This is a genomic window from Heyndrickxia vini, from assembly GCF_016772275.1.
Taxonomy (GTDB): Bacteria; Bacillota; Bacilli; order Bacillales; family Bacillaceae_C; genus Heyndrickxia; species Heyndrickxia vini.
Map to the genome: position 1 here is coordinate 2,846,396 of NZ_CP065425.1, position 13,218 is coordinate 2,859,613.

At 34.5% G+C, this 13,218-nt stretch carries 18 protein-coding genes; 9 read left to right on the top strand and 9 right to left on the bottom strand.

Annotation, left to right across the window (positions count from 1 at the left end):
* Positions 1-34: 34 nt before the first annotated feature.
* Both I5776_RS14275 and I5776_RS14280 read right to left on the bottom strand, forming a co-directional pair.
* The gene (locus I5776_RS14275) at positions 35-835 is read right to left on the bottom strand and encodes a hypothetical protein (protein ID WP_202777052.1); all 801 of its coding nucleotides are present in this window, start codon (positions 833-835) and stop codon (positions 35-37) included.
* Positions 836-855: 20 nt separating this feature from the next.
* Entirely contained in the window at positions 856-1,572 is a 717-nt protein-coding gene (locus I5776_RS14280) for a hydrolase (RefSeq protein ID WP_202777053.1), read from the bottom strand.
* Positions 1,573-1,827: 255 nt separating this feature from the next.
* On the opposite strand from I5776_RS14280, the gene I5776_RS14285 reads away from it, so the two are divergent.
* On the top strand, positions 1,828-2,010 hold the full coding sequence (locus I5776_RS14285) for a YjzD family protein (protein WP_202777054.1): 183 nt from the start codon (positions 1,828-1,830) through the stop codon (positions 2,008-2,010).
* 33 nt (positions 2,011-2,043) lie between these two features.
* Here the strand turns inward: I5776_RS14285 and clpB are convergent, their stop codons facing one another.
* From clpB to I5776_RS14305, 4 genes are all read right to left on the bottom strand, one after another.
* On the bottom strand, positions 2,044-4,632 hold the full coding sequence (clpB, locus tag I5776_RS14290) for an ATP-dependent chaperone ClpB (protein WP_202777055.1): 2,589 nt from the start codon (positions 4,630-4,632) through the stop codon (positions 2,044-2,046).
* Positions 4,633-4,707: 75 nt separating this feature from the next.
* Positions 4,708-4,887 (bottom strand): YjzC family protein, encoded by a 180-nt coding sequence (locus I5776_RS14295; protein ID WP_202777056.1) that lies wholly within the window; start codon positions 4,885-4,887, stop codon positions 4,708-4,710.
* A gap of 85 nt (positions 4,888-4,972) precedes the next feature.
* Positions 4,973-5,284 (bottom strand): metal-sulfur cluster assembly factor, encoded by a 312-nt coding sequence (locus I5776_RS14300; protein WP_202777057.1) that lies wholly within the window; start codon positions 5,282-5,284, stop codon positions 4,973-4,975.
* Positions 5,285-5,342: 58 nt separating this feature from the next.
* Positions 5,343-6,113 (bottom strand): prolyl oligopeptidase family serine peptidase, encoded by a 771-nt coding sequence (locus I5776_RS14305; RefSeq protein WP_202777058.1) that lies wholly within the window; start codon positions 6,111-6,113, stop codon positions 5,343-5,345.
* Positions 6,114-6,217: 104 nt separating this feature from the next.
* Between I5776_RS14305 and I5776_RS14310 the strand changes: the two genes are divergently transcribed.
* From I5776_RS14310 to I5776_RS14320, 3 genes are all read left to right on the top strand, one after another.
* On the top strand, positions 6,218-7,030 hold the full coding sequence (locus I5776_RS14310) for a Cof-type HAD-IIB family hydrolase (RefSeq protein WP_202777059.1): 813 nt from the start codon (positions 6,218-6,220) through the stop codon (positions 7,028-7,030).
* Positions 7,031-7,178: 148 nt separating this feature from the next.
* Entirely contained in the window at positions 7,179-7,334 is a 156-nt protein-coding gene (locus tag I5776_RS14315) for a hypothetical protein (RefSeq protein WP_165797763.1), read from the top strand.
* On the top strand, positions 7,334-7,519 hold the full coding sequence (locus I5776_RS14320) for a DUF3813 domain-containing protein (RefSeq protein ID WP_202777060.1): 186 nt from the start codon (positions 7,334-7,336) through the stop codon (positions 7,517-7,519). Before I5776_RS14315 ends, I5776_RS14320 begins: the two co-directional genes overlap by 1 nt.
* 34 nt (positions 7,520-7,553) lie before the next feature.
* Here I5776_RS14320 and I5776_RS14325 read toward each other — a convergent pair whose 3' ends face one another.
* The gene (locus I5776_RS14325; protein ID WP_202777061.1) at positions 7,554-8,252 is read right to left on the bottom strand and encodes a BsuPI-related putative proteinase inhibitor; all 699 of its coding nucleotides are present in this window, start codon (positions 8,250-8,252) and stop codon (positions 7,554-7,556) included.
* Positions 8,253-8,283: 31 nt separating this feature from the next.
* Entirely contained in the window at positions 8,284-9,138 is an 855-nt protein-coding gene (locus tag I5776_RS14330) for a YitT family protein (RefSeq protein ID WP_202777062.1), read from the bottom strand.
* A 136-nt stretch (positions 9,139-9,274) separates the two neighbouring features.
* Between I5776_RS14330 and I5776_RS14335 the strand changes: the two genes are divergently transcribed.
* The 4 genes from I5776_RS14335 (at position 9,275) to I5776_RS14350 (ending at position 11,745) form a co-directional block, all read left to right on the top strand.
* On the top strand, positions 9,275-10,132 hold the full coding sequence (locus I5776_RS14335; RefSeq protein ID WP_202777063.1) for a DegV family protein: 858 nt from the start codon (positions 9,275-9,277) through the stop codon (positions 10,130-10,132).
* A 56-nt stretch (positions 10,133-10,188) separates the two neighbouring features.
* Positions 10,189-10,320 carry a DUF3941 domain-containing protein gene (locus I5776_RS14340; protein ID WP_202777064.1) on the top strand — a complete coding sequence of 44 codons (132 nt, stop codon included), beginning with the start codon at positions 10,189-10,191 and terminating at the stop codon, positions 10,318-10,320.
* Between the two features lie 231 nt (positions 10,321-10,551).
* The gene (locus I5776_RS14345) at positions 10,552-11,184 is read left to right on the top strand and encodes a hypothetical protein (protein ID WP_202777065.1); all 633 of its coding nucleotides are present in this window, start codon (positions 10,552-10,554) and stop codon (positions 11,182-11,184) included.
* 69 nt (positions 11,185-11,253) lie between these two features.
* Positions 11,254-11,745 (top strand): YajQ family cyclic di-GMP-binding protein, encoded by a 492-nt coding sequence (locus I5776_RS14350; RefSeq protein WP_202777066.1) that lies wholly within the window; start codon positions 11,254-11,256, stop codon positions 11,743-11,745.
* Between the two features lie 32 nt (positions 11,746-11,777).
* On the opposite strand, the gene I5776_RS14355 is transcribed toward I5776_RS14350, so the two are convergent.
* Complete coding sequence (locus tag I5776_RS14355; RefSeq protein WP_202777067.1) at positions 11,778-12,287, bottom strand: GNAT family N-acetyltransferase; 510 nt, start codon at positions 12,285-12,287, stop codon at positions 11,778-11,780.
* A gap of 49 nt (positions 12,288-12,336) precedes the next feature.
* On the opposite strand from I5776_RS14355, the gene I5776_RS14360 reads away from it, so the two are divergent.
* Positions 12,337-13,200, top strand: a complete 864-nt coding sequence (locus I5776_RS14360; RefSeq protein ID WP_202777068.1) for an SDR family oxidoreductase — start codon at positions 12,337-12,339, stop codon at positions 13,198-13,200.
* Positions 13,201-13,218: the final 18 nt, after the last annotated feature.

A 13,218-nucleotide genomic window follows, 5' to 3' on the forward strand; every position in this document is an offset into this window, starting at 1 on the left:
TTTTACTGGTATGCTGAAAAAATGAAAAGATTTATTATTTTTTTCGGGAATAGCAAGCTATTTGTTTATCAATCCCCTCTTTAAATGATATAGATTCTTTTACTTTAAGAATTTCCGAATCGTTACGATTTATTAATTCACTTTGCTCAGGAATTTGATAGGAAGAACTTAAATAAAGAACGCATTTTCTCCAAATATCAGCTGACTCACTTTGTAAATAAATGCTTTTTCCGCAAAATTTATCATCCATATTTTCAAGAATTGAATGGACGGCATCCTCAATATATATTGCATCTGTTTGGTCATCGACAAAGTTATTGGATTCAGTTTCTGAAATGATCTGTTGAAACAAAAAAGACATAGGTTGCCATGGACCAAAAATAGTTGGCAATTGGTATTCAATGATTGGAGTTTCATCTATATTAATTACTTCATTTCTCAATTTTTTATAAAGTTTATCGTTAACTACTCGTTCATTTGAGGACCACTTCACTGGATTTATGAAAATAATCTTTCTAATCTTTGATTTTGATTCTTCATATAACTTTTGCAAACTAACAGACCAATCCATTATTAGGTTCTCATCTTCTTCAATAAATAAATCATATAAAGGTATAAACCAAATATAAGATTGATCGTTTAAGTCAATTTCAGTTTTGAGAGAATGATAAGAAACGTTTGCATTCCTTCCAATTTCAAGCCATTTTTCTTTGTTATCTTCATTTACCATTTGTTCGTGATCGACAGCAATTACTTCACAACCATTATTTAATAATCCTTTACAAATCTCAAAACCAAGAAATTGCTGGGCAGCAAATACAATCGCTTGATTCATATCAATACCTCCTCATATTACTATAAAACTTTTTCATTTTCTTTTAAAAACCGTATGATTTTTTCGGTAATGTATTGACGATTTTCAAGAAGAATATAATGGATTTCGACGGGCAGTTTCTTTTCCTTTCGCTTCAGAATAAGCTTATGAATTAATTCCAGCTGATCTTTATAGCGATTTTGATCGATTACTTGGATAATGAATAAAGATTCCTTCAAGTCCTCAATCGGTTTTTCTGTGTCTATATGAACAATTTCTTCATTAAATGCTGCCTTTATTTCTTTCATTAATTTTTTGTAGTAAAACTTTCTAGTATGTTCTTGTTCAATATGTTTCTCTAATGATATGCATGGTGCAAATAAAACAATTGAACGGATATTGTCTTTCATGAGCGGAATTAATTGAGCTGCTGTAAGTGTTCCCATCCCTTCTGCCAATATATGAATTTTCTTATTTAATATTTCTTTTCTCATAATGAGTTGGTAAAGATTATATGAATGTTCAACAGAATGATGATTTCCCCAGTTTTTTTCGAATAAATTAGAGTAATAGACTAGATATCCCTCTGTCGTTAATCTTTCTATCATTTGTTCGCGTCCAATATTATCGATCCAAAAACTTGATTCTCCATTAACATAATGTTGTTGATCTCCAATGATAAAAATGGCAAAACCATTGGGTTGTTCGGGATAATGGAGCATACACCATTGTTGATCGAACAGAAATGTTCTCAACATTTTAGAAAACTCCTTGTATAATTATTTCTAATGTTTTTTATTTTGGACATGTATTCATAAATACAGATTTGATCATTATAATGTATGCATTACTTGCATCTTTAGACAGGGAAATTGCCTAGGGTTACGAGAATTTAATCTTTATCATTTTTGTGAAATCCATTTATAATTTAATGAAGCTGTGTTAATATAAATTGGGATATTTATTAGTTTATACTGTTAAAATACATAAATTATATAAATGAGGTGAATTCAATGAAATTAATAGCCACTTTATTTTGGACATTTATTCTTGTACAAGTTTTAGGATATGTTGCAAGCTCAATGACGAATACAGAGTATAGTCTGCAAACAATTTCAATCATAGGTGTAATTGCTACTGTACTTATTGCTATTCTAACTGCAGTAATTCCGAAACCAACTGTTGAAACCCATTAAGATAAGAAAATAAAACCTCGCTTAGGCGAGGTTTTATTTTCTTATCTTCAACTTATTATTTTCAACATCAATCATAATTTTCGTTTGAGGGCGTATATTACCGCGAATGATTTCCCTTGCCAATTCTGTTTCAATATGGTGCTGAATATACCGTTTTAACGGACGTGCCCCATAAATAGGGTCGTAAGCGGATTTAGCGATCCACTCTTTTGCTTCTTCTGTTATTTCCAGCTGAATATGCTGTCCACTTAACCGCAATTGTAATTCTTGAATTAGTTTAGAAACGATCCCCTTAATATTGCCAATCGTTAATGGTTTGAAAATAATAATGTCATCAACACGGTTTAAGAATTCCGGTCTAAATGATGCCCGTAGATGACCTAATACTTTTTCCTTCGTTTCCTCCGTAATATCCTCTTCCAAGTTATCCCTATCTAATAAAAAAGAAGAACCAAGATTTGATGTCATTATAATGACGGTGTTTTTAAAATCAACCATTCGTCCTTGGGAATCTGTCACTCGCCCATCATCGAGTATTTGAAGAAGAACATTGAAAACTTCAGGATGTGCTTTTTCAATTTCATCTAATAAAATAACAGAATACGGTTTACGTCTAACAGCCTCAGTTAATTGACCGCCTTCTTCATAGCCAACATAACCTGGAGGTGCACCAATGAGCCTTGACACCGTATGTTTCTCCATATATTCAGACATATCAAGTCGAATCATTTGTTCTTCACTATCGAATAAACTTTTCGCTAACGCTTTCGCAAGCTCTGTTTTTCCGACACCCGTAGGACCTAGGAAGATAAATGAACCAATTGGTCGATTCGGATCCTTAATGCCTGCTCTCGCCCTTATGACCGCATCACTGACAAGGCTAACGGCTTCATCTTGCCCAATTACACGTTCATGTAAAATTTGTTCTAATCGTAATAATTTTTCACGTTCTCCCTCAACTAACCTTGTTACGGGGATTCCTGTCCATCGTCCGACAATTTCCGCGATTTCTTCTTCCGTAACTTCTTCCCGGAGCAATTTATTATCAGCTTCTTTTGACATAGTAGCTTCTAAATTTACTAAGTCTTTTTCTAGGGCAGGAATTTTCCCATGTCTTAATTCCGCAGCTTTATTTAAATCGTAATTATTTTCCGCTTCTTCTAATAGTCTTCTTAGCTTCTCTAATTGTTCCCTTTTTTCTTGAATGCCTTGAAGCTCTTTTTTCTCCAATTGCCATCTTGCTTTCATTCCATTCGCTTTTTCCTTTAAATCAGCTAAATCCTTTTGCAAAATGACTAAACGCTCTTTACTCGCTTCATCAGATTCCTTAGTTAACGCCGCTTCCTCAATTTCAAGCTGCATGACACGTCTAGTGACTTCATCTAATTCACTTGGCATGGAGTCAATTTCAACTCTAATTGTGGCACATGCTTCATCCACTAAATCAATTGCCTTATCCGGTAAAAATCGATCCGTAATATAACGATTCGATAAAGTCGCTGCTGCAACGAGTGCACGGTCATGAATTTTAACACCGTGATGCACTTCAAATCGTTCTTTTAGTCCGCGCAAGATGGAAACAGTATCCTCAACATTCGGTTCTTCGACCAATACTTGTTGAAAACGTCGTTCTAATGCAGGGTCTTTTTCGATATATTTACGATATTCATCTAGTGTTGTTGCTCCGATACAATGGAGCTCCCCCCTTGCTAACATTGGCTTTAACATATTGCCGGCATCCATTGCCCCTTCCGTTTTTCCGGCACCAACAATCGTATGAAGCTCATCAATAAACAAAAGAATTTGACCATTACTTTTTTTAATTTCCTGCAATACCGCTTTTAGTCTTTCTTCAAACTCACCGCGAAATTTAGCTCCTGCAATAAGTGCACCCATATCTAATGCAAAAATAGTTTTATCTTTTAGTCCTTCTGGAACATCTTTTCTAACGATTCTCTGGGCCAATCCTTCCGCAATCGCTGTTTTTCCAACTCCAGGTTCACCAATTAATACTGGATTGTTTTTTGTTTTTCTTGATAATATTCGAATCACATTACGGATTTCACTATCTCGTCCAATTACAGGGTCCATCTTGCCTTCTTTAACCGCTAAAACAAGATCACGGCCATATTTTTTTAACGTTTCATAGGTAGCTTCAGGGTTTTGTGATGTCACTCGTTGATTCCCCCTTATAATCATTATTTCTTTTTTCAATGCCTCTTTTGTTATCTTTCGTTTGCTTAAATATTCTACGATATCATTGGATGGTTGTTTCATTAATGCAAGAATGAGATGTTCTACGGAAATATACTCATCCTCAAATTGTTGCGACTCCTTTTCTGCATCATTAAATAAGGTAGATAACGGTCCAGATATGTAAAGATTTTGAGTACTTCCAGTGACTTGAGGTTTTTTTGATAAAATTTGATTAAACTGCTGTCTTAATTCTTCTGTTGAAATACCTAAACGATTATAGACACTTGTTAATAAGCTGTCCGGCTTATCTAGCAATGCCGACCATACATGGATGATATCTATTTCAGGATGTTCGTATTCAACACATAATTGTTGGGCTGCAGCAATCGCTTCCTGAACAGTATAGGTAAACTTTTGAATATCCAATGATTTCACCTCTTTAAAATGAGTATAATGTACTGTTCCACTATTATGAAAGAAAAAACCATCCAAGCGGATGGTTTATGGTTTCCTTTTATAAGTCCATTGACGATCATCATTCGATGATTCAGGGAAAGGATCACCGGCTTTTAATTTTATTTGTTTTGGATTTTTGACCATGCTTCCTGTTTCCCCTACTTCAATATATATCCCATTATTCGGTGCTTTATCTCCAGATCGAAAACGATGACTTTGTCCCATTTATTTTCCCCCTTATTTAATCAATTCACACTATTATTGTGTGTAATAAATATTGTTTATATCGAGGAAAAGAATGGAAAAAGAATTAATCAGTTATTCCTAATGCAATTTTCGCATATCGTGACATCCGGTCTTTTGACCATGGCGGATTCCAAACAATATTTACTTCCGTTTCTTTGACTTCTGGCAAGTCTTTAAGAGCTAATTGAACTTGATCAACAATAATTCCCGCTAAAGGACATCCCATTGCAGTTAAAGTCATTGTTACTGTTACTTTACTTTCTTCATCCATTTCTATATCGTAAACAAGTCCTAAATTAACAATATCAATCCCTAATTCCGGGTCAATAACTTGTTCAAGTGCCCCAAGAATACTTTCCTTTAATTCCTCTTCCATTAAACTCACTCCTTTTTTATATCATACCAAAAACATCTATATAGTTAAAACTAATAGCCTAGTGTAACCACGTTTGAAACCATTCAACTGTTTTGAGCAAGCCTTCACGGGAAACTTTATGACCCGATTTGTCGTCTGTTAGAAATAACAATTTTTCCGGGTGATGAGTGTAACTGTCTTTAATTTCATTATAAAAATGATAAGTAGGACCAAAGGGAACTGTTTGATCCTTTTTACCATGCCAAAACATTAGGGGACGATTTTGAAGCTTTTCTATATGTTTACTTAAATCATAAGGAATTAATGCTTCATATTGTTCATTAAGTTCTTCCTCTGTGAATGGAATATGTACACCTAATTCTTGAAAATGTCTAACCTGTCCCTTCGCAAATTCTACATAGTAAGGGCTTCCCATTAAACTTACTGCTACTTTTATCCAGTCATACTGTGTTAACGCACCCAATGTGACAATTCCCCCCATTGAGGTACCGACTACACCGATTTTATCTTCGTCTGCAAGTCCAGTATGTACATAATGATTTTTCAGTATATTAAGCTCATGAATTGTCTGAATGATCACTTCCCAAAAACGAAACATTAATTCGTGCTGGTTAAGTTCGGCTGCCCTTTCACCATGATATAAACTTTCAGGTAAAACCACTCGAAATCCTTTTTCTGCTAATAAATAGGCATAATGCAAATTATGCTCCTTAGCCGATTCAAATCCATGAACAAAAATGATAAGTGGAAGTTTTCTTTCTTTTATCTCTTCTTTCACGATGTGTAAAACGGGCACTGTATCAATTATAGTATGATCTACTATTATCACTTTTCTCTCTCCTTCTTGGATGTTCTCCTTCTAATTGATTGGATAATTTAGTATATTGTAGTAAACAGTTGATTTTTCAATATTACATAATAAAGGAGACAATTATGACCAATCAATTTTTAATCGCATTAGATTTGGACGGGACCCTTTTAACTGATGATAAAATAATTTCTGAAAGAACGTTGAAAACAATTAAAAAGCTCCAACAAGAAGGGCATATCGTGATGATTTCAACGGGAAGACCTTTCCGTTCTAGTGTTAAATATTATCATGAATTAGAATTAAATACACCTATTGTAAACTTTAATGGTGCATTTGTTCATCATCCAAAAGATGCGAACTGGGGGTTATATCACAGCCCAATGTCATTGAATGTTGCAAAGGAAATAGTTGAATCATGTAATCAATATCATATCCACAATATTGTCGCGGAAGTATTGGATAATGTTTATCTCCATTATCATGATGCAAAACTTCTCGATGTATTTAATATGGGGAATCCGAAAATTACGACTGGTAATCTGGGCGAGTTTTTGACCGATAATCCAACATCAATGTTAATTCATGCAGAAGAAAAAGATGTGCCTTATATTCGTGAACATTTAAGTGAAGTACATGCAGAGGTTATTGATCATCGTCGTTGGGGAGCACCATGGCATATCATTGAAATAGTCAAATCTGGATTGAATAAAGCGGTTGGCATTGAACGTGTGGCTAAGCATTATAATATTGAACAAAAAAATATCATTGCTTTCGGTGATGAGGATAATGATTTAGAAATGATAGAATATGCCGGAATTGGTGTAGCAATGGGAAATGGCATTAAACAGTTAAAAGACATTGCAAATGAAGTTACTTTTTCCAATATGGATGACGGGGTTTCTGTCTTTTTGGAAGACTTTTTTAACTTAAATTAGAAAGCGGAAGCGCCTTTATCAGCATTTAAAAATTTGATATCCCAATTTTTTCTCGTTGTAATTCCTTTAATATGTTTCATACTATTAACGAACGGGTCATGGTCATTACAACTTCGTTCACTAAGATAAAAAAAAGGCGGTGTTTCGTTTGGGTAAAAGAAACAAGTCTAAACGCTTTGTTCAACAAGGAAAAGATGCGGTATCTAAACATGCTGAGCGCTTTCCATATCGCTCCACGTTAGCTGAAGCCGAAGAACGCCAGGTTGAATATATGAAGGAATCCTCATTAGGAGGAATAGAATAATGGCGAATAGATTGTTTCAACAAGCGAGACAAATGGTAGAATTAGCTAAAGATGCTACCGGCAGCGGTCAGCATGAGATGATTGCAAAAGCAAAAAATGCTTTATCATCTGCTCGTGCAAATTCTACCTTTGCTGAACAACAACAATTACAAGAGCTTCAAAATGAATTAAATCAATTGCAATAACACAAATAGCTGCCTTTTTGGCAGCTATTTGTGCTTAAAAACTACCGACATAAACCGGCTTTCCCTCCTCATTATAAATGGTAAGAATATACGAATGTGTTTGAATTGGAAGCTCTAAAGCAAATTCCTCATTCTTTGTGTTTAACGGTGTTTTCTTTATTAATTCATTATGACCATCATCAACGGAGTATGAATATCCCGTTAGTGGATGAAATGTCTCTCCTGTGACAATCACACCATTATCCAATTTTTTAATAGTAAAATCCTTAAATAACGGGATTGAAAATTCTGTTGACGCCACATACCTTTTCGTAGGACGTTCACCATTAATTTTAGTAGGAAGTAATGTTGCCTTTACCATATACATTCCTTCTTCTTGCTTTTTACCTTGTGATGTATAATCCCAACTGCTTTTCCAAACTTTATTCGTTCCTTTTGGAAGATTGACATATTGAAACGCTTGCAAAAAATATCGTCCTTTACTAAATCGAAAGATCTCTTTATTACTGGCATCGTAAATAGAATAGTCATAATATTGACTAGTTGGAAACTCCAATGTGACATCACTATCCCCAGTATTGCTTACAATTAATTCAATATCTAGTTGATTCGGCTTTGGTGTTAGATGGACATTCCACGATATCATTGATAAACCATCCCTTTCAGCCTTCGCTTGTAATGGTATCAAGCAAGTAATTATCAATATAGAGAAAAACACAATTAATTTTTTCAATTTTAACTTTCCTTCCTCCATAGTTTACTTCTTAATCCTTTCGAAAGAAACCAAAAATTGCAGTTGTTTGGACAATATTTGTAAATGCTTGTGGATCAACTTCCTTTATGATGTGTTCTAAATCATACAGCTCATATCTCGTAATAACGATCATCAGCATTTGCCTTTCTTCATTTGAGAAAGCCCCTTTTACAGGAATCATTGTAATTCCCCGAACTAATTTCCCATGAATTGCTTTTTTTAATTCGTCCGATTTTTTTGTAACGATCATAGCGGTAAGCTTCTGAAACCGCGTATGAATGGCATCGATTACTCTTGTTGATGCATATAATGATAAAAGCGTATACAATGCTTTATCCCATCCATAAACTGCACCTGCTGTTATGATAATTCCCGCATTTAAAATAAAAAAGTAATTTCCAACAGGTTTATCCTTCATCCTTGATAAAACCATTGCGATAATATCAAGTCCTCCAGTAGATGCACCAAACTTTAAGGTAATTCCAACACCGGCAGCCGAAATAACTCCTCCAAAAATGGAATAAAGCAAGATATCGTTAGATGATTGCTGAATTGGTATAATTTCAAGAAGGAGAGACATAAATACTACCGATATAAAACTGTATAATGTAAACATTTTGCCGATCTTTTTCCATCCTAAAATAGCGACCGGAATATTTAATAGGAACAATAATAATCCCGTTGATACGTTTAATGGAGTAAATTGAGTGATAATTTTTGATAATAATTGAGATATTCCTGTAAATCCACTTGCATATACATTTGCTGGTTTTAAAAAGTAATTCATAGCAAAAGCATTTAAGATAGCTCCAATAAACACGATTACAAGTTTTTTTATATGCTCTGAAAGTGAATTGATTTTCATATATAACCTCCTCGTCTCATTATTGATTTACCCAATTCTTTAAAGTTCATACTGAAATGATTGTCATTTTCCCCGAAAATGGTACACTGAATGTAAAATTATTTTTTCATCGATATTAATTTAAGAGGTGAAACGGATGACAGTTAAACTTTTTGCCGATAGTGCGAGTGATTTACCACTATCCTTTTTTGAAGAGAATCAAGTTGATTTAATTCCTCTAAGCGTATACATAGATGGTACGGAATATGAAGATTTGAAAACAATTGATCCTAAACAAGTGTTTCGAGAAATTAGGGCGGGAAAAATGCCAAAAACATCTCAGCCAACTCCAGATTATTTTCATAAATTATTTACTGAACAGGCTAAATCAAAGGAAGCAGGAATTTATATTGCTTTTTCGTCTGCATTATCAGGAACATACCAAACTGCTGTAATGGTACATGAACAGGTAAAAGAAGAATATCCTGACCTAGATTTAACAATCATCGATACGAAATGCGCTTCCATCGGGTTTGGTCTTGTTGTGAAAGCAGCAGCTGAGTTAGTAAAATCCGGAGCATCTAAAGAAGAAATTATCGAGGATATCGAGTTCCGATCTCAGCATATGGAGCATTTATTTACCGTTGATGATCTTGACTACCTTGCTAAAGGAGGTCGTCTTTCGAAAGCATCAGCCTTCCTCGGCGGGCTATTAAATATCAAACCCCTTCTTCATGTGGAAGACGGGAAACTTATACCAATTGAAAAACATCGTGGAAAGAAAAAACTTCTTAAAAGAATGCTTGATGTGATGGAAGAAAGAGGCGTTGATTTAGAAAATCAACTAGTTGGTATTAGCCATGGTGACGATGAGCAATCGGCACTTGAATTAAAATCATTGATTCAAGAACGCTTTGGTACAAAAGAATTTTATATTAATATTATTGGCTCTGTGGTCGGCTCCCATGCAGGACCAGGGACACTTGCTCTTTTCTTCTTAAACGCAAAAAAATAGCGTTCATATTCTTCTTTCAAAAGGAAAAGCTATACGTTGAAAGGAGAATGACGTTTATGCCACATACATCTGATAATGATAAAAAAGCAAAAGACAATAATGCACTAAGACACGAAAAAAACATGGAAAGAGAAAAAAATCGCCAAGCAGGGAAAAATCAGTACTCGAAAAAAACAGATCATTTATAAGAAAAGCGTAAGCGCCTTGATCAGCCCCGACAAGCAAATACATTTGGCAAAAAAAGGCCGCTTTTTGACGTTTATTGCCGAATGTTATTTGACCTCAAGGGGCTAGCCGCTGAGCTGGACAGCAAAATAAAAAACAAGGCATCCCTTGCCTTGTTTTTATTTTGCCAGTGCTTACCAATCGTTATATAATTTACATAGAAATAATTTAAATACACTTCTATGGAGGAATACATGAAAAAGGGGAAAAACATAATATTTATCATTTGTTTATGCTTGTTAGCAAGCTGTTCAAATCAGGTGGAAACCGCAAAGAAAAATACAATAAAACCTGCAAAATTAACAAAATCCGAAGCAAGTTTGCTTGAGGCGGTTGGGATAGAAAAACAATTTATTTTTGATGTTCAATTAGCCCAAAGATCGACGTACCTGGAATATTGGGTGGATCATTATGAAAAAGGAAAAAAGATTGAAACCTTATCTAAAGGTAGTGATACTGGTAACAAATGGAGAAAAAAAGATAAAAATAAGAAATATAAAATTATCTTTCATAAAGCAGCAAATACAGAAGGTAAAAAATCAGAGAACTTCTTTATCTCTGTCATTGATGAAAGCGGATATACAAAAATGGACTTTGAAGTACCTGTTTCTAATCAAAATAGTGGCGAATTATCGGTCGCTATACAGGAAAGCAAACAATTACAAGTAGGGAAACCAATAACAGTCGGAATGATCATCGAATCAAAGGATGGAACAATAGAAGCACAAGATATTTCTCACTATAATTCAAATGCAGAAATAGAGAAATATGTAAAAAAATATGACCAAGCGTTTTTCTTTAGAGTAAAATTACTGGCGAATAAATGAATGGTTGGACTTTCCACTGGTTATTTGATATTTTTTAATTAAAAACTTTACCTAATTGGGAGGATATTTATGGCTAAAGATAGTTCGTTTGATATTGTATCAAATGTTGATTTCTCAGAAGTTACCAATGCAATTAATTTGGCAACGAAGGAAATTCAAACTCGTTATGATTTTAAAGGCAGCAAAAGTGAAATTAGTCTTGATAAAGAGGAATTAGTGCTCGTTTCTGATGATGAATTTAAAATGAATCAATTAAAGGATGTTCTCTTTAGTAAATTAATTAAGCGAGAAGTACCCGTTAAAAATCTTGATTATAGCAAAATAGAAAAGGCATCAGGCGGTACTGTACGACAACGTGCGAAACTTATTCAAGGGATTGATAAGGATAACGCGAAAAAGATCAACGCCATCATTAAAGATAGCGGCGTAAAAGTAAAAAGCCAAATTCAAGATGATCAAATTCGGGTAACTGGAAAAAGCAGAGATGATTTGCAAAAAATAATTGCAGCTATTCGAGAAGCGGACTTACCGATTGATGTACAATTTGTTAATTATAGATAAGATGAAGAATGGGTTATTCAACCCCATTCTTTTTATTTTACAAACCTAGACATCAATATTTCATCAACGTATGTTCCATCCTCAAACTTGATATGTTTTTTCTTTCGTCCTACCTCAGAAAATCCAAATGATTTATATAAATGAATGGCTCTTTCATTATGGGCAAATACTTCTAAAGATACGTTTTCAATTATTGGGTGATTTTCAGCCCATTCAATCATATATTGCAACATTTTTCTTCCAATTCCCTTATTCCAATACTCTTTTTGAATGCTAATGCCAAACATACAATTATGACTTACTCGCTTCCGCTGCGAACGAGAAGCATTTAAAAAACCTACGATTCTGCCATTGACTTCACAACCTAATAATAAATTTCCTAAGGATGATTGTTGAATGATCCATTCTCGTTGCTGCTCAACGTTTAATCTAAATTCCTCGGGTGTTGTTAATAAGAATGAGGATTGGGTAAACACTAATTGAGTGTGATGAAGGAGCGTTTCAGCGTCTTCTCTATTAATTTCACGAATAGAAATATCCATTTATAATTCCCCCTTTCTATCATATTTTAGCAAACGAAGGAGTGATTTGATGAATAATCAACCAAAAAAAACAATGCCAAAACAACATCAAAATCAGCAGCCGGGAATTGAATCAGAAATGAATCCACTTCCTAAATCAATTGATCCCTCCTATAAAGGTAGCGGGAAACTTCAAGGTAAAGTTGCCATTGTTACCGGTGGTGATAGCGGCATTGGAAAAGCAACCGCTATTTATTTTGCAAAAGAAGGCGCAGATATTGCCATTTGTTACTTAAACGAAAATGAAGATGCATCCACAACAAAAGAATTAATTGAAAAAGAAAATAGAAAATGCCTACTTATCCGTGGAGATGTCGGTGAAGAAAATCATTGTCAATCCATAGTGAAGCAAGTGATTGAACATTATGGTCACATCGATATTTTGGTTAATAATGCCGGGGAGCAGCATCCGCAGCAGACTATTTTAAATATACCATCCAGTCAGCTATTGAAAACATTTCAAACGAATATTTTTTCTTACTTTTATATGGTACAAGCATCCCTTCCTTATTTAAAAAAAGGGAGCTCCATTATTAATACAGCTTCCGTAACAGCGTATAAAGGTCATAAAACATTAATCGATTATTCTGCAACAAAAGGGGCCGTTGTATCTTTCACAAGATCATTAGCTCTATCATTAGCGAGTAAGGGAATTCGGGTAAATGGAGTAGCACCGGGTCCTATTTGGACACCACTCATCCCTTCCACATTCACAGAAGATGAAGTAGAAACATTTGGTTCCAACGTCCCATTATCACGGCCTGGTCAACCGTACGAACTTGCGCCCACCTATGTTTATTTAGCATCCGAGGATTCAAGCTATGTATCTGGACAAATTTTGCATGTTAACGGCGGTACGATTGTCAATGGGTAAATAAGTAAAATTGCTAAT